This is a genomic window from Sciscionella marina DSM 45152 (genome assembly GCF_000379465.1).
GTDB classification, from domain to species: Bacteria; Actinomycetota; Actinomycetes; order Mycobacteriales; family Pseudonocardiaceae; genus Sciscionella; species Sciscionella marina.
In genome coordinates, this window is record NZ_KB905465.1 from 185061 (window position 1) to 210545 (window position 25485).

Consider the following 25485-nt stretch of genomic DNA (forward strand, 5'->3'; position numbering starts at 1 on the left):
TCACCAGCAGGATACGGGCACAGTCCGGGGTGGTGCGCCGGTCGAGCGGTGTTCACCACACTCGGACCGCGGCGCCACGACCACGCGCCAGGCGAACCGGATCCGGCCGACCGGCCATCGAGGTGCGGGGTGGCGACTCGTCACGTGACCGGTCGCAGCCGAGCACGGCGGTGACGACTTCGGTCTCGACACGGTTGCGCGGCGAACGGGTCCTGCCCACCGCCGAGGCGGATCTTCGCCGATTTCCTCTCCATCGCCCGTCGCCCTGGAGCCCGGCGAACACATCGCGATCACGGGAGTTCCGGAAGCCGCGGATCGCACACCGGCCGGGATGACTCAGGTGTTGCGAGGTGTGCGGACACCGTTACCCGGACGGCGGGCCGGCACTAGCGGGTGCCCGCTTCGGACGTGTGCCCTTTCCCGGCCGCGGAGCGCTCCTCGGCGAAGGCGCGCAACAGGTCTGCCGCGACGCTGACCGCGATGGCCGCCGGTTCCTTTCCGGGTACCCCGTTCAGTCCGATCGGAGTCTTGATCCGGTTGATCGTCTCCTCGTCATGTCCGCCCTCGTTCCGCAGTCGCTTCCGGAATCGTGCCCATTTGGCCGAGGAACCGATCAGCCCGATCGAGCCGAACTCGCCGGTGCGCAGCACGGCGTCGCACAGCGCGGCGTCCTCGGCGTGATCGTGCGTCATGATCAACACATGGGTGCCTCTCGGCAGCTCCCCGAGGATCATCTCGGGAAGCACGGGGACGTGATGCACGTGCACGCTGGCCAGGGCGTCGCACAGTACCGCGAGCCGTTCCTCGCTCAGGGATTCCGCGCGGGTGTCGATCAGGTGCAGATCGATGTCATGGCGCGCCAGAATCCGCGCGAGTTCCAGGCCCACGTGTCCGGCCCCGAAGATCGCCACCGCGGGAAGCACGGCGAGCGGTTCGAGCAGCAGGGTGACCGTGCCACCACAGCACTGCACACCGTGCTGGTAGGGCGCTTTCTCGGACAGCGCGGACTCGAGGAGTTCGGGCACGGTGGCGGTGCGGCCCAGCATGTCCCGCGCCGCATCGATGGCCACGGCCTCCATATTGCCGCCGCCGATCGTCCCCCAGCTGTCCTCGGCGCTGACCACCATCTTCGTACCGGCGTGCTGCGGTGCATGGCCGCGCACCGTCGTCAGGGTGATCAGCACACCGGGCTCACGACGATCCCGCAGTTGTGCGACGGCGTCCAGCCAGAACAGGTCAGGCACGGCTCAACCTCCCCTCGCGTGGTGGCGGTTGGATCACCGCGGCGGGCGGCGTGCCGGCCGCCCGTGCCCGTTCGATCGCCCAGTACACCGCCTCGGGGGTGGCCGGGGAGGCAAGTTCGACGCCGATGCTCGGCGAGCCGAACGCGGCCACGGCTTGGCGCAATGCCTCGCGCACCGAGAATGCCAGCATCAGCGGGGGTTCGCCGACCGCTTTCGAGCCGTAGACCACGCCTTCCTCCTCGGCGTGCGGCAGCAGGGTGACGTTGAATTCCTCCGGCATCTCGGAGAAGCTGGGCAACTTGTAGGTACTGGCTGCCTGGGTGAGCAGCCGGCCTCTGCCCTGCCCATCGCCGGTGTCCCAGCGCAGATCCTCCAACGTCAGCCAGCCCGCGCCCTGCACGAACCCACCTTCGATCTGACCGAGGTCGACCAGCGGGGAGAGACTGTCCCCCACGTCGTGCACGATGTCCACGCGCAGGGTGCGGTACGCCCCGGTGAAGCCGTCGACCTCGACCTCGGTGGCGGCGGCTCCGTAGGCGAAGTACTTGAACGGCGACCCGCGGAAGGTTGTCGCGTCCCAGTGCAGTCCCTCGGTGCGGTAGTACCCGGCCGCGAACAACTGCACGCGCTGCAGATAGGCGGCCATGACCAGCTCGTCCCAGTCCAGGCTTGCCGTGCCGTCGAGCGTGCTGACCGACCCCTCGGCGATCCGCACCTCGCCAGGGCCGCAGCCGAGCCGGGTCGCGGCGACCACGTGCAGCCGCTCCCGGATCTGCTCGCAGGCGTTCTTGATGGCGCCGCCGTTGAGGTCGGCCCCACTGCTGGCCGCGGTGGCCGAGGTGTTGGGCACCTTGTCGGTCCGGGTCGGGGCCAACCGCACCCGGTCCAGCGGGATCCCCAGTGTGGTGGCCGCTACCTGCAACATCTTGGTGTGCAGCCCCTGGCCCATCTCGGTGCCGCCGTGGTTGATCAACACCGACCCGTCCTTGTAGACGTGCACCAGCGCACCGGCCTGGTTGAAAGCGGTCAGGTTGAACGAGATACCGAACTTCACCGGGGTGACCGCGAGCGCCCGCTTGGTGTGTTCGTGACCGGCGTTGAATGCCGCGATTTCCTGTTGCCTGGCAAGCACATCGCCGTTGTCGATCACCTGTTCCCAGACTCCGGCGATCCGCTCCGGATGCCGGACCGGCTGCCCGTACGGGGTGCTCTGCCCCGCCTGGTAGAAGTTGCGCCGCCGCAGTTCGATCGGATCGAGGCCGAGCAGTGGAGCGCAGCGCCCGAGGATGTCCTCGAACACCAGCATCCCCTGCGGACCACCGAATCCGCGAAACGCCGTGTTCGACTGTTTGTTGGTCTTCGCGATCCGCCCGTGCACCCGGACGTGCGGGATCCAGTAGGCGTTGTCGATGTGGCAGAGCGCGCGAGCCAGTACCGGCGCGGAGAGATCCATGCTCCAGCCACCGTCGGCGGTCACAGTCGCTTCGAGGGCGAGCACGTGCCCCTCGAGATCGAACCCCACCCGCCAGCGTGCGTGGAAACCGTGCCGCTTTCCGGTCATCAGCATGTCCTGGGTGCGGTTCAACCGCAGCCGGACCGGACGGCCGGTGACGGTGGCACCGAGTGCAGCCACGGCGGCCAGACCGTGCGGCTGCATCTCCTTACCGCCGAAACCGCCGCCCATGCGCAGGCACTGGGCGGTGACCGCGTGGCTCGGGCGCCCCAGCACATGCGCCACGATCTCCTGCGTCTCCGAGGGATGCTGCGTGCTGCTGTGCACGAACACCTGCTCGTTCTCGTCGACGAAGGCCAGCGCCGCCTGCGTCTCCAGGTAGAAGTGTTCCTGCCCGGAGAACTCGAACTCTCCGCTGAACACGTGCGCGGCCTTGGCGAACCCTTCCTCGATGTCACCTCGGCTCAGCACCGGCTGGGCACCCTGGAAGCTGTCCGTCTCGATCGCCTCGGCCACCGTGGCCACGGCCGGAAGCGGCTCCGCGTCGAACTCGACCACCTGTGCCCCGAGCCGCGCGGCCTCCCAGGTCTCGCCGAGCACCCAGCAGACCGCGTGCCCGTGGAACATCACCTCGCTCGGGAACAGCGGCTCGTCGTGGGAGACGCCCGCATCGTTGAGCCCGGGCACATCCTCGGCGGTGAGCACGGTGACCACGCCCGGCACGGCCATCGCGGGCTCGGTGCGCAGCGCGGTGATCCTGGCATGCGCGTGCGGTACCTGCACCGGATGGGCGTGCAGGACATCCTTGGTGCGGTGCACCAGATCGTCGGTGTACAGGGCCGCCCCGGTGACGTGCAGGCCGGCGCTCTCGTGGGGCAGCGCGACACCCACGACGGGGTTTTCGGGCCGCTGTGACAGGTTGCTCACGCCACGACCTCCTCGATGCTGCGCGCGTACAGTTTCAGCAGGCTCTGGCCGAGCATCGCGGCGCGATAGCGGGAACTCGCACGGTGATCGTCCATCGGTGTGCCCTCGGCGCGCAGCAGACCGGCCGCGGCCAGCACCGTGCTCCGGGTCCACGGCTGCCCCTCGAGCGCGCTTTCGGTGTGGTACGCGCGAATCGGGGTCGCCGCGATCCCGCCGAGACCGATACGTGCCCTGCGGACCGTGCCCTCGTCGATATCCAGCGCGAAGCCGATCGCGACGCTGGAGATATCGTCGAAACGCCGCTTCGCGATCTTCTGGAAAGCCGTCAGACCCGCGAGGGGCAGTGGAATCCGCACCGCCTTGATCAGCTCGCCGGTTCGGCGCACGCTCTGCCGGTAACCGGTGAAATAGTCGGCAAGCGGCACTTCGCGCTCCCCGCCGATACCGCTGAGCACCACGCGGGCATCGAGGGCGAGCAGGGCGGGCGGGCTGTCGCCGATCGGTGATCCGGTCCCCAGGTTCCCGCCGAGCGTCGCGCTGTTGCGAATCAATCGGGAGGCGAACTGTGGGAACAATTCGGCCAGCAACGGCACCCGGCCGTCGAGCCCCCGCTCGATCTCGGTGAGGGTGAGCGCCGCGCCCAGTTCCAGATATTCCTCGGTGACCACCAGGCCGCGCAGCTCGGGCAGCCGGTCGATGGCGAGCGCACAGTCGGCACGGGAACCACGAATGTTCACCTCGACACCCCAGTCGGTACAACCGGATATGACTGTCGTCCGGGGGTTCCGGTGAAGCAACTCCAGTGCGGCCGAGAGCGTCGCGGGCCGGACGAAGGTCCGTTCCCCGTCGCTGAATTCGGTCGCCTCCGGCGCATCGGGCGGCTCCTCGCGGCGGTCCGCGAGCCGGTCACCACCCTGCGGCGTACCGAGCGCGTACGCGGCATCCCGGATCGGCCGGTAACCGGTGCACCGACACAGGTTTCCGCTCAACGCGTGCAGATCGAAGCCGTTCGGTCCGTGAACCTCGCCGTGATCCGCACCATCGGCCTCGCGATCCGGGCGGTAGTACTCGGCCGCCATACTGCAGATGAAACCGGGAGTGCAGTATCCGCACTGCGAACCACCCCGCACGGCCATCTCGCGCTGTACCGGATGCAGTACCTCCGGGGTACCCAGGCCCTCGCTGGTCACCACCTCCTGCCCGGCAAGCGCCGCGGCCGGTGCGAGGCAGGCGTTGATCGCCACCCACTCGGTCGCGCTGGTCACGCCAGGACGGGCGACCAGCACCGAACAGGCTCCGCACTCTCCCTCGGCGCAGCCCTCTTTTCCTCCGGTCAGACCACGTCCACGGAGGAAATCGAGCAACGTGGTGTGGGACGCGATCCCGGCAATCGGAAGGTTCCGCGTATTGACTGTTATCTCGCCAGTACCCAAAGCCGGCTCCTGTGCGCGCATGCCGCGCCGACTGTGCTCCGCGCGAATCACTCGGCGCGGGCATGGTTAGCGGAATACCTGCCGGTGCGTGTTTTTCCATGCGAACGCTCCACCAGCGGAAACCACTGTACAAGCCATCGCCCCGTCGAGCCAAGCACCGCCCGGAATTTCTTCTCCGTATCGCAAAATCGGCGGTGCACATCAGCCGTCGAAGCATCGGTCGCGGTCTTCCGGCGATAGCCGGAAGGACTGCTCAGCCGAGAGCCGCACCCACGACCGGCCGGGCCTCACGAGCTAAGCTTTGCTCTGCATCGACCGGCGGGCCGGGTTGGCCTGTTCATCGGCTTTGGGATCCTTCTCCTGCTGTTTGGCTTCGACGGTGACCTGGATCCGGTCGCCGATCTCGGGGTCGATCGCCCGCCAGTAGGCGAAGGCACGGTCGAGAACGGGTGCGGTCACGCCGTTGAGCAGGTGCCCGGCGACGTTGTCCACCAAACGTTCGCGGGCCGCTTCGTCCATCACCTCGCGGACCAGGGTGCGTGCCTGTCCCCAGTCGTCGTCCTCGGGATGCGCGACATAGGCGGTCCTGGTGATCTCGCCGTCGGCCTGCCAGCTCGGCGGGCTTCCGTGGCGGGCCACGTCGGCGGCAGGCCCGCCCTTCGAGTTGGGCGCGTACACCGGATCACTGACCGGGGAGAACCGCATCGCCCCGTCCTTGGAGTACGAGTGTGCTTCGGTGGCGCGCGGGGCGTTGACCGGCAGTTGCTGGTAGTTCGTGCCGACCCGGGCGCGGTGCGCGTCAGCGTAGGAGAACAGCCGAGCCAGCAGCATGCGGTCCGGGCTGGGGCCGATTCCGGGCACGAGGTTGTTCGGCTGGAACGCCGCCTGCTCGATCTCGGCGTGGTTGTCCGAAGGATTGCGATCAAGGGTCATCCTGCCCACCTCGATGAGCGGATAGTCCCCGTGCGGCCACACCTTGGTCAGATCGAACGGGTTGAACCGATAGGTCGCCGCGTCCTCGTACGGCATGATCTGCACGTACATCGTCCAAGACGGATACTCGCCATCGCGAATGTGTTCGAACAGGTCCCTGGTGTGGTAGTCGGTGTCCGCCGCGGCCATCTGGTCGGCCTCGTGCTGGGTGAAGAATTCGATGCCCTGGTCGGTCTTGAAGGTGTACTTCACCCAGAACCGCTCGCCTTCGCGGTTGATCCACATGTAGGTGTGCGAGGTATAGCCATTCATGTGCCGCCAGGTCCGCGGGATGCCCCGATCGCCCATCAGCCAGGTGACCTGGTGCGCCGACTCCGGGGACAGGGTCCAGAAATCCCACTGCATATCGTGGTCGCGCAGGTTGTTGTCCGCGCGGCGCTTCTGGGACCGGATGAAATGCTGGAACTTCATCGGGTCCTTCACGAAGAACACCGGGGTGTCATTGCCGACCATGTCATAATTGCCCTCGGTGGTGTAGAACTTCAGCGCGAACCCGCGGGGATCCCGCCAGGTGTCCGGGCTGCCCCGCTCACCGGCCACCGTCGAGAACCGGGCTACCAGCTCTGTCGTGGTGCCGGGCTGGAAAACCGCCGCCTTGGTGTAGCGGCTGACATCGGCGGTCACCTCGAACCGGCCGAAGGCGCCGCTGCCTTTCGCATGCGGCTGTCGCTCCGGAATCCGCTCCCGGTTGAACTGTGCCATCTGCTCGATCAGATAGGCGTCCTGCAGCAGAATCGGGCCGTCGGCCCCGGCCGTCAGCGAATGCTCATCGCTCTCGGCAGGGATCCCGGCGTCGGTGGTGGTGGAATGACGGTCGAGTTCGGTCATGGCGATCAGCTGTCCTCTCTCCTCGCCGAATGCCAGTACGCACAGGCCTTGGCCGAGGAGTACCCGGACCACGGCCCGGCAAACACGACTCGCCCGGACCGCCGATTCACCCTGGCGGCACGGTGAACGGCCTCTCCTCCCGGAGGTACGCCGGACAGGGCACGAATCCGTCCCGGAAGGCGATCGGTGGCAGCAGGGCCGAACACCGCCGACGGCACCGAGACGAACGCAGGCGAGGTCATCGTGTGCCGCTTGGACACGCTCCGACCGGCGAGCTCGTGCCGAACCACCCGGGAACGCCGGTGCGGAATACAGGGCAGCCCACCGGGCTCAGCACGGCTCAGCACTGCTCCGCTGAAACGCCCATCGTCGATGACGCCGATCCGCCACCCGCCGGGCACCTGGTCGCATCGCACCCGGCCGATACGTCGCGCGCGGAGACGGCGGGCGATGTCGTCGAGCGACGTATCGGCCTACCGGGAAAGTCGTGTCGTGGAACGGCATCCGCACGCCACCCCGGCGCTGTCCAGGAGGCCGTTCCCGGCCGCCTCGTCAGCCTTCCGGTTGCTGGAAAACCGCGAAATTGAGCTGACCTTGATCGTCCTGTTCGACATCGAGAACCTTGTCGTCCAGGAATTGCGCCGCTTCCGGTTCGAGGAATACCTTGGCTTCCCCGGAACCGAGCACCTGATCGTTCTGCTCCGGCACATCCGTGACCGAAACCGCGAGTTGCGCTTCCGATCCTTGCTCCTGCTGTATCGCGAACCGCAGCCCACTTCCCTGCTGTTGACCATCCTGTGCGGTCAAAGCGTTGATGGCGTTCGCGGCGGCGTCCGTGACGGCGAGCATTTCCGGTCCTTCCTTTCGGTTGCCGTTGTCCTGCCTGCCAACCCCACCATACGGATCGACCGGTCCGGGCAACCCCACCCGCGGATCGGTTCCGGCCGCCTCGCGGCGTGACCGCGACCGTGAGCGCCGCACGTCATTCAGGACTCGACAGCCCGTGCGGCTTCGTCGAGACCCGCGGTGCGATCCGGCCTTCCAAGTACCGGTTCGCTGCCCTCGGCGAACACCGCCCGGCGCGGAGCGGTTCCCGGTGAGCACCGCCGAGAACCGTGTGATCACGGCAATGCGGCCGGCGCAGGTCAGCCTGCTCGGCGTGCCGAGGCCGCCGAACTCTCCCCTGGCACCATCCACGTTTCGGCGCGGCTTGGACGGTGACCTCGCCCGCCTGGCTAGATGGTGCGCGTGCGGGCGTAGTACTGCTCGGACCGCGCGGTCCCGTAGCTGTGCGCTCGGACATCGTTGAGCTGCGCGGTCGAACACGAGCCGTCCGGCCCGGCGCGGCAGGTCAGCGTCGCCGGGTCCGCACCGGTGCGATACAGGGTGGCTGTCGCCCCCGGTTTGGCGTCGCGCAACACCAGCCACACCGTGCGGCACGCAGGGCTGTAGTCCAGGGTGACGACCGCGGCCGAATGCGGTCCCGTCTGCACGGGCCAGTGCGGGTAGAGGTGGCTGTAGAAGGTGGTCAGCCTGGCGGTGTCGGCACAGCCGGTGGCGTTCGGGTCGCTGCCGTCCGGTTGCGGGCGGTGCTGTTGTTCTGCCTGCTGTGCGGGGGTCGCCGTGGACTGCCGCCCCGGGAACTGGGTGAGCACCACACCGATCGCGCTGCCCATGACAACCAGCGCGATCAACCCGAGTGCGACCGAGAGCGGGGTCAGGACACGCCAGCGGCGGCGGGGCCGTGGCGGTTCCCCGGCCACGGGTCCGGCCGCGGACTCCGGTTGTGGCTCGGTGCTCGCCTCCGCCGGGGTGCGGTTACGCCACTCCTGCTGTGCCGCCTCCCAGCGCTCGAGGTAGTCGCCCGGTTCGGCACCCAGCAGCCCGAGCAGCGTTTCGTAGTACACCCATTCCGGCAGGCTCGCCCCACCCGCGCGGCCCGGGTTCGGCGTGAAGATGCGGTGCAGCGTGGTCGGGGTCAGCACCAAGGCAGCACCGCTGCGGACACTGCGCGCACGCAGCTCCCGGAACGAGGGCCGTCCCGCCTGGTCACTCGCGGCACGCAGCGCCTCGGTGAGTTGACGCGTCAGGTCTGGCACGGCCGGATCGAGGGTGGTCCAGCCGCCGTGCCGACCCGTACTCCCCATGGCCGTCCTCACGTCCCCTCATCCGCCCCGGCCTGCGAGGTGCGACGGGGCTTCCTCGTGCTGGAGAATTCTCGCACGGATCACGCCAGCTCGGAACAACGAAACGTTCCGCATCAACCAAATCGCAGGTCAGAACCTTGCCGGGGATCGAAGGCCGGTTCATGGTGATCCGGTCAGCAGTATTCGCGAGATGACCAGAAGGGCTGGGGATCGACCATGCAGACCTCCGAGACCAAACGAAGGATCGCGACTGTGGGGACCGTACTGGCGGCGGCGGTGGGCGCCGCGAGCCTCGGGACCGCTCCGGCGGGCGCTGCGGCCACCGGCCATGCCGCGCACGAGCACTCCGCGGCCTCGATCAGCCGTGCCACGGTGATGCAGCGTGCGGCCGCCTGGATCGGCAAGAAGTCCTACACCTACTCCGACGGCACCTACCCCGGCCCCGGCGGCAAGGGCCGCTACCGCGGTGACTGCTCCGGGTTCGTCTCCATGGCGCTGCACCTTCCCGGGCCCGGACCGAACACGGTCGGCCTCGCCGGTGACGTCACGCCGATCAAGGCCACGCAGCTGCAACAAGGCGACCTGCTCGGCAACCTCGGCTCGGGGACCGGCGGGCAGGCCGGGCACGTGCAGCTCTTCGTGAAGTGGGCCGACGCCAAGCACACCAAGGTGACGGTGGCTGAACAGGGACATCTGAGCCAGGGCGGATCCGCGCCCGCGTACCCGCACGAGAAGACCTACCGCTACCCCGAACACATGTCTTCCGGGGCCACGCTCAAGCCCTACCGCTACAAGCACATCAGCTGACCACGGCCTTGGCGCCACCGGAGGTATCACCGATGAACACCGCACATCTCCCCCGCCGCCTCATGGCCGTTACGTTCGGTATCGCCGCAGCGGCCGCGGTGCTCGGCGCAGAGCCGAGCGCCGCGGCCACCACACCGACCAACTACGACTGGGCACAGCGTGTCCTGCACGAGGGGCACTGGCCGCAGAGCCAGGACAACCTCACCGTGCTGACGCAGTGGATGGCATCCGAACAGAACGACATCGGCCACTGGTGGACCGGCGGCAACCCCGACCACCACCACATCAACCCCCTCAACGACGGCAACGGCACCGGAGGGGGTGCCGGACTCGGCAGCTACGACAACCTGCGTTCGGCGGCGTACTACGCCGCCAAGACCCTGCGCGAGGGGCCGGACTACCGACACATCACCGCCGACCTGAAAGCCTCGAAACCGCCGGGCACCACCGCCAAGGCGATCTGGACATCGCCGTGGGCCGCCAGCCACTACGGGCATGGGAAACACTGGTACAACACTCGTGTTCCGGAAAAGGCCGCCCCCGCGTCCGACTGGTGACCGGTACCGGCCACACCCGGAAACACACAGCGGTTCCGGCCATTTCCGACCCGTGGCCGGAACCGCAGGTCCGTATCGTGGATCCATTCGCCCGGCGCAGTGCGCGCGAGGCATCGGCCGAAAACTCGCCGGACCGTGCCCGCCGTGGCATAGTCGGTGCTCGTTCAGGGGAAACAGTCATTCTGGGGTAGGGAGAACTGATGCGCGGTACGGTGATTCGATCGACGTCCCGGAACCTGCTTGTGGTGTGCGCGGCGGCGGCCATGACGGCCGGTGTGACCGCGGCCCCGGCAGGCGCGACGGCCGACGGGGTGACGGCGAGCGCGCTCCCGGTCAAGGCGATGACCTGGAACGCATGCGCGAACACGAAACCGGCGAAGGGCGACAACCGGTGCCGCATCGGTCGCCGGACCGACGAGGTGGTCGCCACGATCCACGACCGGATCGCCAAGAACCAGCCGGACACGCGTGTGCTCTTCCTCCAGGAGGTTTGCTCCGTGGACATCCAGCAGCTCGCGAAAAGTGGTCTTTCCGGCTGGCATTGGAAGTTCGCACCGATCCGGTTCCAGGGTTCGGGCGGCAAACCGGGCAGCGCCGTGACGGATCGGCGATGCGCCGCGGACACGAAGACCAAGAAGAGCCGCGGGAGCTTCGGTATCGCCGTAGGGGTGCGCGCCGACGCGAACTTCCAGGCCCGTTATTACCCGGATGCCCACCAGCCGATCGACAACAGGCACAAGGACGTCTACGGATACTGGAATGTGCGTCAGGCCGCCGTCTGCGCCTCGGTCGCCGACTGGAAGACCACCGTCTGCGGCACCCATCTGACCCCACTGAGCGACAAGGCCGCCGATCCGGCCGTGTATCGCTCCGCACAGGCCGCGCAAGTGAAGGACCTGATGAGCTATGCGAAACAGGGCGTCGGCGGCGCGGCATACAAGCGAGTGCTCTTCGGCGGTGACCTGAACCAGGCCGCGCCCGACGGGGACTACGGATCGGGCAACGCCAGCACCCTCGCACCGGCCTACGCCCAGTACGCCGAATGCGACCAGGGCGCCCACGGCGGGAAACGCAACGGCGAGAACACCTACCAGAACGCAGACGGCAAGGTGACACGGAAACTCGATTACCTGTTCACCGACAAGGACGCCGCGTCGAAGTGCTACGTGACCGACAAGCACGTGTCGAGTTCCGACCACAAACCGGTCGTCGACACGGTGACCTTCCCGGGTTGAGCGGCCGTCACCGGTGATCGTGCGCCATCACCGGACTCCACTCGAAGCTGGCCGACCGTCACGCGTCAGCGCGAAAGGCTCGGCCGCGCCGCTGGATCGGCACCGCGGTCCGCACAGACCGGCGCCATGAGGCCGCGCCCTCGTCATCCGCCGACTGCGCTCGATAAGGCAACTCGAGACCCACCGGGTCCGACTCCGGCCGCTGGCCCCGGTGCTCGGTGGACACGGTTTCCCGATCAGCACCGAACGGGGCCGGTCCAACGGGCGGCCGACCTCGGCATGGCGTTCGGCATCCGCCGACCCGAATTCGGGCCGCACATTTTGCAACGGAGATTTCCGAATGGCCTGTCGACGGCGTTTCGGATTCCTTCTTACTTGAAGTTCGATCGAACGATAATGACACTTTCTTCTGCCTCCGGCCGAACCGTTGAATCTGGATGGAGCTCGAACCGGATGGCCAGCCGATGGCCGAGGGTGCGAGATCGGCTCCCTGACCCGGCCGGTTGCACACATCGAGCCGACAGAGCGCGCGGTTTCGATGAAAAGTACAAGATGATGATTCAGCCTTCGGGTATCACGACCTGAGCAATTTATTTCGATGTCTCATTTCTAAGACGGCGTCTTGCCAGGAGCCGTACTTTCAACTTAATCTGCTAGCCGTCCTTGGTTATGAGAGACATTCTCACAGAATGAGAGGACACGACAATGAGTCAGGCAGCAGACAAAGTGCTCGTGGTTCTGGATCACGTGGCTGCCAGTGGGGAACCGGTCAGCGCGATGTCGGTCGCGGGTCAGCTCGGCCTGGACAAGTCGACGTGCTCACGTTTGCTGGCCCTGCTCGTCCAACGGGGATGGCTGGTCCGGGATCACCGCTCGAGGCTGTTCAGCATCGGGCCGATCCTGGCCCGGCTCGGTGCCACCGCCGTGCTCAACAACCGCTTCCAATCGATACTGCTGCCCCTGCTGACGAAACTGCGCGACCAGACCGGCGAGACCATCGGATTCAACCGCCGCACCGGGGATCACCGGGTCACCGTCGCCGGTCTGGAGAGCCAGGAGGTGATCCGCCGGATCCTGCCGATCGGTGAATCCTTCTTTCTCCCGTACGGGCCATCGGGAAAGGCGATCATGGCGTTCGTCGACGGTCCGCAACGGGATGCCCTGCTGGCCACGCTCGATCCGCCCGAGGCCGACATCCTGGCAACACAGCTCATCTCCGTGGCGCGGATCGGATACTTCTCCTCGGATGTCGACCATGTTCCCGGCGCCAGCGCGGTGTCGGTTCCGGTGTTCGACGCCAACGGCATCTTCGGCTCGCTCACCATCGCCGGACCGGGCCAGCGCTGGACCGCCGCCCGGCGGGAGCACGCGACACCCGCGCTGCTGGCCGCGGGCCAGGCCCTGTCCCAGAGCATGGGCTACTGCGCGAACCGCTACCAGCAATGGCGGCGCGCTTTCGACCAATTGAGACAGGAGGCGGCGGTATGAGACATCAGCCGCGGGCGCGCTAGACCCGCACCACTCCGATCCCCGATCAACCGACCGTACTGCTCGGCAACCAAGGCCGTTTCATTGTTCCCGGCATTCACCGAAGGGCGCAGCCATGCCTTGATCCGGCCGGACCCTGATCCGTTGTTCCCCGCACAGTCCCACTGCCGACAATGGAGTCGTCCTGATGACATTCACCTCGTTACCCGATCGCGAAATCTCTCCCGTGCTGCAGGATCTCAGCCGCAGGCGGGTGCTCCGGCTCAGCGTGGCCACCGGCATGGGGATCGCGGTCGGCATTCCGGCGCTGTCCGGATGCTCGCTCGGCAGTGCGCCCGCGAACCGGCCGTCGAGCCCGCCACCGAGCAAACCGACCGGAGTGCTGCGGATCGCCAACAACGCCGAACCGCAGAGCCTGGATCCGACGATCGTCTCCAATATCGCCGACCTCGGCATCCTCAAGCACAATATCTACGAGAGCCTGGTGCACTATCGCACCGGGACGAACGAGCTGGAACCCCAGCTGGCCGAAAGCTACGAGTCCTCGCCCGACACCCGCGAATGGATCTTCCGGCTGCGGCGGGGAGTGCAGTTCCACGATGGCGCGGATTTCACCTCCGCCTCGGTGAAGGCCTCCTTCGAGTACGCGAAGAACAGCGGTGGGTCCACCGGCCGGTTCCTTCCCGACAACGCGACCTACGATGTGTCCGATCCGCATGTTCTGCGGGTCACCATGCCGACCCCGTTTCCCGATATGGCCAGGAACGTGGCGGCACAGAAACTGCTCTCCCCCAAACTGCTCGCCGCCGGGGAATCGGCGATCAAACAGAAACCCGCGGGAACCGGACCGTTCCGGTTCGTCAGCTACCGGACCGCGCAGAGCGTCATCCTGGAAGCGAATCCGGACTACTGGCAACACAGCGGAGGCCCCTATCTCCAGCGGCTGGAATTCCTCATCATTCCCGACCAGGACAGCCGGATCGCGGCGCTGCGTTCGGGCAGCGTGGATCTGGTCCTGCAGCTCACGCCGACGGATTCGGTCACCCTGCGGGGAGATCCGAACATGGTGGTCACCAAGAACCAGGCGTGGACGACGAGCAGGCTGTTCCTGTTCACCAAGACCCCGCCGATGGACAACGTCAAACTGCGCCAGGCATTGGCCTGCGCCATCGACCGGCAGGCGCTGATCAAGAGCGTATTGCGCGGTGTCGGCGGCAAACCGAGCGACAGCTGGGTCGCGCCCGGCGTCTACGGCTATCAGGAACCCACGGACGCCAACACCTACGACCCGGGCCGCGCGCGGAAACTCATCGCGGAAAGCGGACTGCGCACACCGGTGCCCATCACCATCGCCTTCTCCAAGGACGTCATCGGACCGGGCGAACAGCTCGCCCAGGCGATTTCCGGAATGGCCAAGAAGGTCGGCATCGATCTCACCGTGCTCTCCAAACCGGGCGGCGAACTCACCAAGGTGATGACCGACCAGGCGCCCGGACCCCGGCCGTGGCACGGCATGGTCGGCACCCGAACCTTCGTCACCGGCGGGGCCGCGCACTGCATCGCGCTGAAATGCCTTCCGCGGGAGAACCAGCTCAACGATCCGCAGATAACCGATCTCGGCAAACAGGTGCTCAACACGCCGGACGGGCCCGCGCGGGAACGGTTGTTCGAGGACATCGAGAATCGGGTGGCGGACCTCGAACCCGTGATAACGCTCTACGCGCAGACGGCACTGAACGCGCATCGCGCCGACGTCCAGGGATTCGTGCCGCCGCAGGACGGGCTGATCCCGGAATACCGCTCGGTCTACCTTTCCCGTTGAGCGCGGTTCGGCTCCTCGATCCGTGGCATGACCATGCCTAAGGAACCCCACCATGATCAAACGTTATGTGCTCGGCCGCCTCGCCCAGGGAATCATCGTCCTCTTCGGTGCCGTCGCGATCAGTTTCCTGCTCACCAATGTGATCGGCAAACCCGCGGATGTCCTCGGTGGCGATTCCCTCACCCCGGCGCAGCGCGCGGTGCTCAACGCGAAACTCGGTTATGACCGGCCGATGCCGGAACGATTCCTGAGTTTTCTCGAGGGCGTGGTGACCGGGGACTTCGGGAAGTCGTATCGCACCGATGACAGCGCGATCGGCCTCGTGCTCCGGGCATTGCCCAACACCCTCGTGCTCGTGCTGCTCGCGATGGCCCTCGCGGTGCTCATCGCCGTGCTGCTGGCGATCTTCAGCGTGCGGCATCGGGAACGGCGCTCCGATCGCCTGCTGCGCCGCGTGATCGGAGTACTGCAGGGAATGCCCGAGTTCTGGTTGGCACTCATGATGATCCTGCTGTTCTCGGTGCAGCTGCGGCTGTTTCCCAGTTTCGGTTTCTACAGCACATCCTCGCTGATACTGCCGGTGGTCTCGCTCGCGATTCCGATGGTGCCGATGCTGTTCCGCATCGTCCGCGGCCAGTTGCTCGACGTGCTCTCCGGTGAATTCGTGGACGCCATGCGTGCGCGGGGGCTGACCGAGCGGTTCATTCTCTACCGGCACGTGCTGCCGAACACCGCCGGTCCCAGCGCGACCTTCGGCGCCCTGCAGCTCGGCCACCTCATCGGCGGCAGCCTCATCGTGGAAACCATCTTCTCCTGGCCGGGAATCGGAAACCTGACGGTCTCCGCGGTCCAGGCGCGCGATTTCACGGTCGTGCAAACGGTCATCATCATCGTGGCCACGTTCTATGTCCTGCTCAACCTCGCCGCGGACCTGATCGTGCTCGCGGCCGATCCACGTGTGCGGGTAGGTGTCTCATGACGGCGATTCCCCTGCGATTGTTCCGTGTCCCGGCCAAAGCGGGTGCCGCCTCGCTGCGTGCGGGAGGAATTCTCCTCGGCGGGCTGATCCTGCTTTCCCTGATCGCGCGTTTTTTCCTGCCGGACCCGAACAGCCAGCAGCTGACCAGTGGCAATCTTCCGCCGTTCTCGGCGGGGCACCCGTTCGGCACCGACCTGCTCGGCCGCGATGTGTTCACCTGGTGTGCGAGCGGTATCACCACCTCGCTGTCGGTCGGCCTGACCGTGGTCGTGGTCAGTGCCCTCGTCGGGGTGCTGGTCGGCACTTTCGCCGGATACGCGGGCGGCTGGGCGGACGCGGTGCTGATGCGGCTGGTGGATCTGCAGCTCGCGGTGCCGCCATTGCTGATCTTCCTGGCGGCTTCGATGGTGATCACCCGCAACATCCCGGTGCTCATCGTGCTGCTGGCCTCGGTGAGCTGGGTTCCCTACGCGCGGCTGGTGCGGGCGCGGGTGCTCACCGAACGCGAGCGCGGATACATCGCGGCAGCCCGGCTCGCCGGTACCCGCAGGCTCGGTATCGCCTTCGGCCACTTCGTCCCGGCCTGCACCACACCCATCATCGTGTACGCCTCGCTGCACATCGGATTCGTCATGCTGGCCGAATCGGCGCTGTCCTTCCTCGGCCTGGGTCTGGAACCGCCGACCGTGAGCCTCGGTTACCTGATTTCCCAGGGCCGCAACGAACTCACCAGCGACTGGTGGATAGCGACCTTCCCCGGCGTCATGATCGTGCTCCTGGTGGTGGCGACCAATCTGATCGGCGACGGCCTGCGGGACCGCTTCCACCTCGACTCAGGAGATGTGTGATGACCACCGGAACACCGCACACCGAGGCACTGGGCGTGAAAGACCTCACCGTGCTGACGAACACGGGCACCCGGATCGTCACCGAGGTGAACCTGTCCGTGCGCGCCGGAGAACTGCTCGGCCTGCTCGGCGAGACCGGCGCGGGAAAAACCATGACCGCGCGCGCCATCCTCGGCCTGCAGCCGCGCGCGCTGCATGCCACCGGGCGGGTCCGGTTCGGCGGCGGGGAATGGCTTTCCCTTGCGCGGCCGGGAGAACTCGCCCGGCATCGGGGCCGGACCGCCGGGCTCATGCTGCAGAACCCCATGGGAGCCTTCGATCCGATCAAACGCATCGGCCCGCAACTGATCGAAGCGGTGGTGCACAACGGGATCATGACCAAGGAACAGGCCATCACCCGCGCCACCGGTTTGTGCCGCCATCTCGGGCTCGACGAGACGGATTCCGTCTTCCGGCTCTACCCGCATCAGCTCTCCGGCGGGATGAGCCAGCGCGTCGCACTGGCCCTGACCCTGATGCCCGCGCCCAAGGTACTGCTCGTCGACGAACCGACATCCGCGCTCGACGCGAACCTGCGGGTCGAGGCACTCGACCTGGTGCGCTCCGTCGCCCGCGAGGACGGCACCGCGATCGTGCTGATCTCCCACGATCTCGGTCTGGTCAGCCGGTTCTGCGACAGCATCGCCGTGCTCTACGCGGGCCGGCTCGCCGAATACGGGCCCACCGCGGACATCCTCGGCGCACCCGCGCACCCGTACACGAGCACGCTGATCTCCTGCTCTCTCGGCCTGGACAGTCCGCGCCGCACCGCCTTGCCCACGGTCGGCGGGGAACCACCGTTACCCGGGCAACTACCGAGTGGGTGCTGTTTCCATCCGCGCTGCCCCGAGGTCCGGGAACGGTGCGCACTCGAACAGCCCGAATTCATCGCCGGACCCGAACGCGGGGTCGCCTGCCACTTCGCCACCCAGGAGGTGCACTGATGTTCATCGACACACCCGCCATCGAAGTAGCCGGGATCACGAAGACCTTCGGTTCCCGCGCGGTCCGGCCCGCCCTGGACACGGTGTCGTTCACCGTGCTCCCGGGATACACGACGGCCGTGGTCGGGGAAAGTGGCGCCGGAAAGACCACGCTCATCCGCTGCGTCGCCGGTCTGGAGAAACCGTCCTCCGGGGAAATTCTCATCCACGGCAAGCCACTCGTACCGCGGCCCGGGCACACCAGCCCGGTGCAGATGGTCTTCCAGAATCCCTCCGATGCGCTCGATCCCATGCGCAGCATCGGATCGAGCATCGCCGAGCCACTGCGCGGAACCGCTCGCGGGCAGCGGCGGAGCCGGGTGCGGGAACTGCTCTCGCTGGTCGGCATCAACCCGTCCCGGGCCGCGGAACGGCCACGTGCCTTCTCCGGCGGACAGCTGCAACGCGTGGTGGTGGCGCGGGCGCTCGCGCCCGCACCGGATGTGCTGCTCTGCGACGAACCCACCTCCGCGCTCGATGTCTCCGTGCAGGCACAGATCATCAACCTGCTGCTCGAACTCCAGGAACAGCATCGCTTCGCCATGGTGCTCGTCACGCACGACCTCGCCGTCGCCAAGGTCCTCGCGGACGACATTCTCGTGCTGCGCAAGGGAACCACCCGATTCTACGGCGATGTGCACGAGCTGCTCACGCCGAGCGGGCCGCTCGACGAATACGTCGCCGGTCTCGTGGACACCTCCCGGGCCAGCGAACTCAGCTCCGAAAGGCCCGTGCCACCACGACACCAGGACCTGACCTTCCTCACCGGGGCTTGAACGAGAGCCCGGGTTCCGGGTGGCGGTTATCGGACAGGGCTTGTCGCTCACGGGCCCCGCTCCGGCCCCGGTCTCCCCTAATCTCCCGGGTATGACCGCTGTCCTCAGCCGCACCCGGGACCCCGAACTGCTCGCCGAACTGTCCCGGCGACTGGTGCCGGACGAGATGTGGCTCGTGATCGAGCCGCTGCTCCCGGCAGGCCACCCACGCCCGCAGGGCGGAGGGCGGACCCGCGTCGGCGATCGAACCGTGTTCACCGCGATCGTGTTCATCGTGACCACCGGCTGCGCCTGGCGACACCTCCCGCCGTTGTTCGGGGTCACCGTTCCCACCGCACATCGCCGATTCTGCGAATGGACCGAGGCCGGGCTGTGGTCCGCGCTCGATCATGCGGTGCGCGGGGAACTGAGCTGCCAGTGCCTCATCGACTGGTACCAGACGATCCTGGACAACGTCTCCGTACGCGCCGGGAGGCAGTCGGCCTGCTGATCAGCCAACCCGGCGGCAGCGTCGCCTCGGTTGGCTGTTTTCACAGGTAACCATGCCTACTTAGCCATGAGCACGCCTTGACATCCCACAGAGAACAAGGTAAAACAACATGGGCGGGTCATGCCCTGAGCCAAGCGGTTCCAGGGAGGTCGTGAGCTTCCGTCCGAGATTGGGAGACGACGAGATGTTCGCTCTCGAACGCCGGCAATTCATCGTGCAGGAAGCACAGAAACACGGCAGCGTCGACGTGGCGAGCCTCGCCGCCACCATCAGGGTCACCACCGAAACCGTCCGCCGTGATCTCACCCTGTTGGAACAACAGAACATACTCCGCCGCGTACATGGCGGGGCCGTACCGGTCGAGTTCGTCAACCCGGTACCCGGCCTGGCCGAGCGCCCCGACATCATGGCGAGCGCGAAACGCGCGATCGGAAAGCGTGCTGTCGCCCTGCTTCCGCGAACCGGCACGATCCTGATCGACGCGAGCACGACGACCGCACAACTCGCCGCGGCGATCCCGGAGGACCGGGAACTCACCGTCATCACCAATGCCCTGCCGATCGGCGAGTCCATGGTCCGGCTGCCGCTGCTCACGGTCCACCTGCTCGGCGGCCGCCTCCGGCCCTCGAGCCTGGCCACGGTCGATCACTGGGCACTCGAGCAGCTCGATTCCCTCGATGTGGATGTCGCGTTCATCGGCACCGACGGGATTTCGCCGACCAGAGGATTCTCCACCCCGAATTCCTTCGAATCGGCCATCAAGCGCGCCATGGTCAAGTGCGCCAAGAAAGTGGTCGTGCTCGCCGACAACACGAAAATGGAGAACTCGTTCATGTCCGTGTTCGCCCCGCTGGACAGCGTCGACGTGCTCGTCACCGACTCCGGCGCACCGCGGGAAAAGATCGCCGCGCTGCGCGGGACCGGCCTGCAGATTGAACTGTCCCGCCATCTCGGCCGCGCGGAGTCCTGAGTGAACGGTTCCCTGCCCCGGTCCGCGCAGTGAGTGACGGCCGTTCTCGCCGTCACGAATGAAGTGGAGCGAGACGAGAATCCGCTCGGCACTGGTCCACAGTTCACTACTCGTCATGAGCGATCACGGCACGGTAGACCGAGAAACCTCCTCGATCCAGGACCGCGCATCCGGGCGTAATCTGACCGGATGATCGACCACCCCGCGGTTCCCGAAGCCGTACGAGCGCCGGTCCGGTTCGGCACCGCGGAGCTGAGCCCGGACGAGACCGCCGCGCACCGGTGGCGGATCCTCGTCGACGGTGTCCTGCAGTCCTATGTGGACCTTGCGGACCCGGGCAACCTGATACTGCCCTACACGAACTGGATGGCCTCGACGATCGAGGAGCACTGGGCCGGGGAACGACCGCTGGCCGCGGTGCACATCGGCGGTGGCGGCTGTTCCCTTGCCCGCTATCTCGCCCGGACGCGCCCCGGATCGGCGCAGACCGTGTTCGAGCTCGATGAACCGCTCACCGGTCTCATCCGGGAACACCTCGGCCTCGACGATGTTCCCGGGGTGCGGGTCGAAGCCATCGACGGGCGGGCCGGGATCGAGCGGTTGCCCGGGCGGTCCATGGATCTCGTGGTATTGGACGCTTTCCGGGCGGGTGCTCCGGACACCGGGATGGCCACGGTGGAATTCCTCGAACGGATCGCGCGCGTGCTGCGCCCCGGCGGGCTGTACCTGGCCAATGTGTGGGGTGCCGGCCAGCTGGACTTCCTGCTCGGCGCGGCCGCCGGGATGGATGTGGTGTTCTCGCGGATGGCCGCCCTCTCCGAGGCCGGGGTCTTCATGCGGGTCCGGCCGGGCAATGTGGTGCTCGCCGGGGTGCAGGCCCCGCCGCCGGACCGGGAACTCGGCGGCTGGGCCGCGGGCACCGGTGGCGAGGTGTTCTGCCTGGACCCGGCCACGCTGGCGGCCGCCTGCGGAACGGCTGCCCCGCTGACCGGTTCCGGGGACGGGTACCCGGAACCGCCGCCGGTGCGCCCCTGGCCCCGCCTGGACACCTGAACCGGCCCGGTCGGTGGTGGCCGGACGGAGCCTGTTCCGGCACGGCGGAGCCGCTTTCGCTCCCAGGCGCCCGGGACCGCCGTCCCGTCCCGGCACGCAAGCCAGGTCAGGACATCTTTCTCCTAATCGAAGGGCATCGGGGCGAGGTTCTTGTTCGCGGGGCAGGGATTCGCGAAATCGGGCAGGCCGATGCTGGGCCCGTTCGGGATTCCCATCGACAGCATCCACGAGTAGAGGCTGTAGACGACCGCGTTGAGGTTGTCGCAGAACGGCCCCAGCACCGTGCCGGTGACATCGGCCTTGCGCTGGATCATGCCGCGCAGCTCGTTCTCGTAGGGTCGCAGGTTCTTCTTGATCTCGGCGGAGTTCGGGACTCGCGAACGGTCCACGGAATCGAGGTAGTCGTGTACCTGGGTGCGCACCTGCTCCGGATCCCGTTGCGTCAGCGGCACACCGGCCGGCGCGCTGCTCGGCTTCGGGATGGCCTTCGGCTGTCGCGGTGCCGGTGCCGGTGCCGGGGAACGGCGGGCCTGCTCGTTCTGCACCGCGGCGCGCACCTTGGCCGAGGACTCCGCCGGTGATTCGGGCGCGGCCTGCTTGATGTGGCCCCCGCCCTGGATCCCGGCGAAAATCACGACGAGCGCGACCAGTGCCGCCACCGCGAGCGCCGCTATGCCAGCTCTTTTCACCATGATGTTCTTCCCTGTCGGTCAGGTCGTATCGCCGGAAGCCTCAGAAGCCCTGGGTCAGCAGGGGCCAGGCACGTTTGAGCTCGTGAATCCAGTAACCCCACATGTGGGTTCCCGGGCCGTAGAAATGCGTCGTGATCGGGATTCCCAGCCGGTTGAGCTTGTTCACGAACATCAACGAGTTCGGCAGGGCCGGCATCTCGAACATGTTCAGCCCATTGTCGGTGATCAGGTGCAGCGGACCGGGAAAACCGTTCCCGGTGGAGATGAACAACCGCGTTCCGCGCAGGTTCTCCGCATTGTCATAGGGGTTGTGCGCCTTCCAGATATCGGCCTGCGCGATCGGATCCCCCCAGAGCGCGTCCTGGTCCTGATCGGTGCGGAAATTGCCGACGGCGACCCCGAAATCGCCGAACATCGAGCGAATGTTCGGTGTGCCACTGAAGGCCGCGGCCGCCTGGAACATGCCTGGCCGCCGGGAGGCGTACTCCATCGCGCCGTAGGCACCCGCGGAGAGTCCGGCCACCGCGCGCTTCTGCCCGGCGTGGTAATTGCGCTCCAGAATCTGGCGCATCTCGTCGAGGTGGAACTTCTCCCAGTCCGGCGGCCCGTATTTGCCGTAATTCCACCAGTCCGAGAAGTTCCCGTTCGCCCCGTCGGTCGGCATCGCGATGAGAACGTTCTTGTCCTTCGCGAAGGCGGCGATATCGGTCAGTTCGGTCCAGGCCCGGAAGTCCTTGGGCTCGCAGCACCCGGGAAGCAGATAGAGGACCGGCCAGGTGCGTGTGGCTTCCGGCGTCCATCCCGGCGGAAGCAGGAGACGCATCCCCACATTCGCGCCCACCGCCGGCGACTGCATGGTCACGTCCAGCATCTGCCCGTTCGGCTGGCTCTGCTGGACCACCTTCGCGCCGTCATCGGCCGCGCTCAGCGTGCGCGGTGCCGCACCGGCGAAATTGGCCGATCCGATGCACAGCACCAAGGCCCCCAGCAGAGCGCACGCGAGCTGCACAGGTCTTCTTGGCTTCATGGAATCGAACGATAACCCCGTAATCCGCGAGGCTGACCTGAAAACCACCTGCAACGGGGAACTTTCCGCGGAACCCGTAACGAATCGCGGGGCAAAGCTTTATACGAAAAGCGTTGTGTCGAAACGGTAACCGAAAACGGTGGCCATGAGTACCCATCGCGATCACCATGGGCCGGTCAGACCACGAGCCAGTCCCGCACGGCCACGACCATCGCGGACACATCGGCCTCGGGAACCGCGCGCGCGATATGCCCGTCCGGGCGGATGAGCAGTCCCGCGAACGTGTTCGAGGACGGCACCCGGTACACATCGAGGTGCTGCCCGCCGAGTCCCGCGAACGCGCCCGCGGGCGTGGCATCGGCGATCAGGAACCGGTCCGGCCGCAGCAAGCGGAACACGCTCTCGCCGTCCACCCGCAGATCCGGCACCCGTTCGCCGGTGGTCGCCGTACCCGGATAGCGCACATCGAGCCCGGCAAGCCAGAAGGCGAGGGTTTCCCCGGTGCCGCCCGGACCGGTGATCAGGTCCGTGAACAGCTCGCGGAGCGCCGATCCCGCCGGGGTGAAGGTGGTCATCAGGCCCGACTGGGCCAGGGTGTTGCGCGCCAGCTGGGCGGACTGCCGCGCGCGCTCGCTGTGGTAGTCGTGCTCGCCCTCGGTGATCGCGGCGGGCGCGCGGCCACCGAGTTCCGCGGCGAGTTTCCACGCGAGGTTGGCGGCGTCCTGAATCCCGGCGTTGAGCCCCTGACCCCCTGCGGGGAGATGGATGTGTGCGGCGTCCCCGGCGAGGAACACCCGCCCGCTGCGATACCGCTCGGCGCGGCGGGTGCCATCGTTGGCGGTGGACTTCCAGACCACCTCGCGCAGCCCGAAATCGGTGCCCGCGATGCTGTGCAGGATTTCGCGTAACCCGTGCTCGGTGAGCCCTTCGGACTGGCGTGCGCGGACCTGTTCCGGGCTCAGTCCCGTATCGCCCGGCCGTGCACCGAACACTCGATGCAGCCCGTCCGGCAGCGGGGTGACACTGATCCATCCGCTCTCGTGCGTCCAGTGATGCAGCACCTCCGGTGGCGGATCGGCCAGCCGCACATCGGCGACGAACCCGCACAGCGAGGGCAGCGTCCCGGGGTATTCGATCCCGGCGCAGCCACGGACCACGCTGCGCGCACCGTCCGCACCGAGCACGTACCGAGCCTCGTGTACCCGCGCACCGGCATGCACCCGAACACCGTCCGCGTGCTGTTCGACCGCGGTGACCTCATGCGTATAGCGCACATCCACCCCGTGCGCGGACAGGTGCCCGGCGAGTACCGCTTCGGTGCGGTGCTGGCCGAGCATGAGCACGAACGGATAGGGCGTCGGCAGTTCGCGGTAGTCCAGCAGTTCCGGCAGCACGGCGAAGTGCACCCGTCCGGTCGGCCGCCCGAGCGCGAGAAGCTCGTCGGTGACCGTGTGCCCGGTGTCCATCCGGATCGCGTCCAGCAGCTCGAGGGTTCGCGGATGAATGGTCGTCGCCTTGCCCTGGGCTTGCCGCGGCCCCGCCGGACCGCGCTCCAGGACACGCACCGCTAGCCCGGCCGCGTCCAGCAGCGCGGCCGCGGTCATCCCGACCGGTCCGGCACCGACGACGATGACCTCGGGATTCACTCGCCACGCCCCGGACGGAGCAGCCACATCCCGGTGGCGAGCCCGGTGGTCGATGCGATGTGCACGGTCAGCGCCTTCCGGTTCGGTGCCCATGTGCCCGCGGTCGGCCCTCCGGACCACATCGCGGCGACGAATCCGCCCGTGATGCTGACCATCGCGGCCCACATCCGCCGATCCCGGTGCTCGGTGAGCAGGCCGATCCCGAGCGCCCCGAAGGCACCGAGAGTGATCAGGGCTTCGCGCGCCATGTGGTACTGCACGTGCCCTGCCCCGTGCCGAGCTTCGGGCGCGCGGTAACTGCTGTCCCGGATATGCGTGACGGTCTGCCACACCGAGGGTGCCGCTGCCGCCAGTCCGAGCACCGAGGTGGCCAGTCCGATTCGCTTCCGCATCGTCACCATCTCCAATACGTTAAGCTCAAGAAGATGAACGTTAATATAATGAGCCTTCGTGTTCCGGTCAACGCCTGTTACTCTTCGTGGCTGTGACCTCCGGAACCGATCGCGACATGATCGACGCGCTGATCGAGGCCATCTCGGCCCCGCACGAGGCCGGGACACTCGAAGCCAAGGCGCTCAGCTATCGCATGCGCCGCATCGCGCACCATCTGGAAACCCGGATGCGGCGCGAACTCGCCCCGCAGGGCATCGAACTGTGGGAACTGGAGATGCTGGCCTGCCTGCGCCGGGCCGAACCCGGTTGCCGGCTCAGCGCCGGTGAACTGATGCGGCAGCTGCAGTTGACCTCGGGCGCGGTCACCAACCGGGTGTCCCGCCTCGCCGCCAAAGGATGGGTCACGCGCGAGGTGGACGAGGCCGACCGGCGCAGCGTGAGCGTCGTGCTCACCGAGGAAGGAAGGGGCCGCGCCAAGGCGGTGTTCGGTGGGAAGACCGAGACCGAACGCGAGGTCTTCTCCCCGCTCAGCCGGGAACGGCAGCGCCGGATCAACGAGGACCTGCGCACCCTGCTGCTCGCGCTGGAGGGCCCCGTGGCGTGACGGCGACGCCCCGCGGGCCGACCGTGCCCGGTGCCACACGGGGGCACGCCA

At 67.3% G+C, this 25485-nt stretch carries 23 protein-coding genes and 1 pseudogene; 15 read left to right on the forward strand and 9 right to left on the reverse strand.

What is annotated here, in order from left to right:
- Nucleotides 1-386: 386 nt before the first annotated feature.
- The 4 genes from xdhC to A37U_RS0141385 form a co-directional block, all read right to left on the reverse strand.
- Nucleotides 387-1244, reverse strand: a complete 858-nt coding sequence (gene xdhC / locus A37U_RS0141370) for a xanthine dehydrogenase accessory protein XdhC (RefSeq protein WP_020502540.1) — start codon at nt 1242-1244, stop codon at nt 387-389.
- On the reverse strand, nt 1237-3624 hold the full coding sequence (gene xdhB / locus A37U_RS0141375) for a xanthine dehydrogenase molybdopterin binding subunit (protein WP_020502541.1): 2388 nt from the start codon (nt 3622-3624) through the stop codon (nt 1237-1239). The genes xdhC and xdhB overlap by 8 nt, the downstream gene beginning before the upstream one ends.
- On the reverse strand, nt 3621-5078 hold the full coding sequence (locus A37U_RS0141380) for an FAD binding domain-containing protein (RefSeq protein ID WP_086010872.1): 1458 nt from the start codon (nt 5076-5078) through the stop codon (nt 3621-3623). Before A37U_RS0141380 ends, xdhB begins: the two co-directional genes overlap by 4 nt.
- Before the next feature lie 273 nt (nt 5079-5351).
- The gene (locus A37U_RS0141385) at nt 5352-6878 is read right to left on the reverse strand and encodes a catalase (RefSeq protein WP_020502543.1); all 1527 of its coding nucleotides are present in this window, start codon (nt 6876-6878) and stop codon (nt 5352-5354) included.
- Here A37U_RS0141385 and A37U_RS52485 point away from each other — a divergent pair.
- Together A37U_RS52485 and A37U_RS54740 are read left to right on the forward strand one after the other, a co-directional pair.
- Nucleotides 6858-7004: a hypothetical protein gene (locus A37U_RS52485; RefSeq protein ID WP_157183368.1), complete on the forward strand. Its 147-nt coding sequence runs from the start codon at nt 6858-6860 to the stop codon at nt 7002-7004. The genes A37U_RS0141385 and A37U_RS52485 overlap by 21 nt on opposite strands.
- Nucleotides 7005-7328: 324 nt before the next feature.
- Nucleotides 7329-7838 carry a hypothetical protein gene (locus A37U_RS54740; protein ID WP_157183369.1) on the forward strand — a complete coding sequence of 170 codons (510 nt, stop codon included), beginning with the start codon at nt 7329-7331 and terminating at the stop codon, nt 7836-7838.
- A gap of 275 nt (nt 7839-8113) precedes the next feature.
- On the opposite strand, the gene A37U_RS0141400 is transcribed toward A37U_RS54740, so the two are convergent.
- A complete protein-coding gene (locus A37U_RS0141400; RefSeq protein ID WP_020502546.1) occupies nt 8114-9025 on the reverse strand; it encodes a DUF2690 domain-containing protein in 912 nt (303 codons plus the stop codon).
- 252 nt (nt 9026-9277) lie between these two features.
- Between A37U_RS0141400 and A37U_RS47935 the strand changes: the two genes are divergently transcribed.
- The 12 genes and pseudogenes from A37U_RS47935 (at nt 9278) to A37U_RS47955 (ending at nt 21072) form a co-directional block, all read left to right on the forward strand.
- Nucleotides 9278-9832, forward strand: coding sequence for an NlpC/P60 family protein (locus A37U_RS47935; RefSeq protein ID WP_157183370.1), 555 nt, complete (start codon nt 9278-9280; stop codon nt 9830-9832).
- 32 nt (nt 9833-9864) lie between these two features.
- Nucleotides 9865-10389 (forward strand): hypothetical protein, encoded by a 525-nt coding sequence (locus A37U_RS47940; RefSeq protein ID WP_157183371.1) that lies wholly within the window; start codon nt 9865-9867, stop codon nt 10387-10389.
- Between the two features lie 200 nt (nt 10390-10589).
- On the forward strand, nt 10590-11624 hold the full coding sequence (locus A37U_RS0141415) for an endonuclease/exonuclease/phosphatase family protein (RefSeq protein WP_020502549.1): 1035 nt from the start codon (nt 10590-10592) through the stop codon (nt 11622-11624).
- A gap of 705 nt (nt 11625-12329) precedes the next feature.
- Nucleotides 12330-13112 carry an IclR family transcriptional regulator gene (locus A37U_RS0141420; protein ID WP_040590148.1) on the forward strand — a complete coding sequence of 261 codons (783 nt, stop codon included), beginning with the start codon at nt 12330-12332 and terminating at the stop codon, nt 13110-13112.
- A 187-nt stretch (nt 13113-13299) separates the two neighbouring features.
- Nucleotides 13300-14934, forward strand: a complete 1635-nt coding sequence (locus tag A37U_RS0141425) for an ABC transporter substrate-binding protein (RefSeq protein ID WP_020502551.1) — start codon at nt 13300-13302, stop codon at nt 14932-14934.
- 52 nt (nt 14935-14986) lie between these two features.
- Nucleotides 14987-15913 carry an ABC transporter permease gene (locus A37U_RS0141430; protein ID WP_020502552.1) on the forward strand — a complete coding sequence of 309 codons (927 nt, stop codon included), beginning with the start codon at nt 14987-14989 and terminating at the stop codon, nt 15911-15913.
- On the forward strand, nt 15910-16761 hold the full coding sequence (locus tag A37U_RS47945; protein WP_020502553.1) for an ABC transporter permease: 852 nt from the start codon (nt 15910-15912) through the stop codon (nt 16759-16761). Before A37U_RS0141430 ends, A37U_RS47945 begins: the two co-directional genes overlap by 4 nt.
- Nucleotides 16761-17744 (forward strand): ABC transporter ATP-binding protein, encoded by a 984-nt coding sequence (locus A37U_RS0141440; protein WP_020502554.1) that lies wholly within the window; start codon nt 16761-16763, stop codon nt 17742-17744. Before A37U_RS47945 ends, A37U_RS0141440 begins: the two co-directional genes overlap by 1 nt.
- The gene (locus A37U_RS47950; protein ID WP_020502555.1) at nt 17744-18559 is read left to right on the forward strand and encodes an ABC transporter ATP-binding protein; all 816 of its coding nucleotides are present in this window, start codon (nt 17744-17746) and stop codon (nt 18557-18559) included. The genes A37U_RS0141440 and A37U_RS47950 overlap by 1 nt, the downstream gene beginning before the upstream one ends.
- Nucleotides 18560-18686: 127 nt before the next feature.
- Nucleotides 18687-19028: pseudogene (locus A37U_RS0141450) on the forward strand (transposase); the annotation flags it as partial.
- A gap of 205 nt (nt 19029-19233) precedes the next feature.
- Nucleotides 19234-20019 carry a DeoR/GlpR family DNA-binding transcription regulator gene (locus A37U_RS0141455; protein WP_020502557.1) on the forward strand — a complete coding sequence of 262 codons (786 nt, stop codon included), beginning with the start codon at nt 19234-19236 and terminating at the stop codon, nt 20017-20019.
- 189 nt (nt 20020-20208) lie between these two features.
- Nucleotides 20209-21072, forward strand: coding sequence for a spermidine synthase (locus tag A37U_RS47955; protein WP_020502558.1), 864 nt, complete (start codon nt 20209-20211; stop codon nt 21070-21072).
- Nucleotides 21073-21194: 122 nt separating this feature from the next.
- Here the strand turns inward: A37U_RS47955 and A37U_RS0141465 are convergent, their stop codons facing one another.
- The 4 genes from A37U_RS0141465 to A37U_RS0141480 form a co-directional block, all read right to left on the reverse strand.
- Nucleotides 21195-21764: a hypothetical protein gene (locus tag A37U_RS0141465; protein ID WP_157183372.1), complete on the reverse strand. Its 570-nt coding sequence runs from the start codon at nt 21762-21764 to the stop codon at nt 21195-21197.
- Between the two features lie 40 nt (nt 21765-21804).
- On the reverse strand, nt 21805-22791 hold the full coding sequence (locus tag A37U_RS0141470; RefSeq protein WP_040590149.1) for an alpha/beta hydrolase: 987 nt from the start codon (nt 22789-22791) through the stop codon (nt 21805-21807).
- 176 nt (nt 22792-22967) lie between these two features.
- The gene (locus tag A37U_RS0141475; protein ID WP_020502561.1) at nt 22968-24437 is read right to left on the reverse strand and encodes an FAD-dependent monooxygenase; all 1470 of its coding nucleotides are present in this window, start codon (nt 24435-24437) and stop codon (nt 22968-22970) included.
- Nucleotides 24434-24838, reverse strand: coding sequence for a hypothetical protein (locus tag A37U_RS0141480; RefSeq protein ID WP_020502562.1), 405 nt, complete (start codon nt 24836-24838; stop codon nt 24434-24436). Before A37U_RS0141480 ends, A37U_RS0141475 begins: the two co-directional genes overlap by 4 nt.
- A gap of 83 nt (nt 24839-24921) precedes the next feature.
- Between A37U_RS0141480 and A37U_RS0141485 the strand changes: the two genes are divergently transcribed.
- Complete coding sequence (locus A37U_RS0141485) at nt 24922-25434, forward strand: MarR family winged helix-turn-helix transcriptional regulator (RefSeq protein WP_240437838.1); 513 nt, start codon at nt 24922-24924, stop codon at nt 25432-25434.
- The last annotated feature ends 51 nt before the right edge of the window (nt 25435-25485 follow it).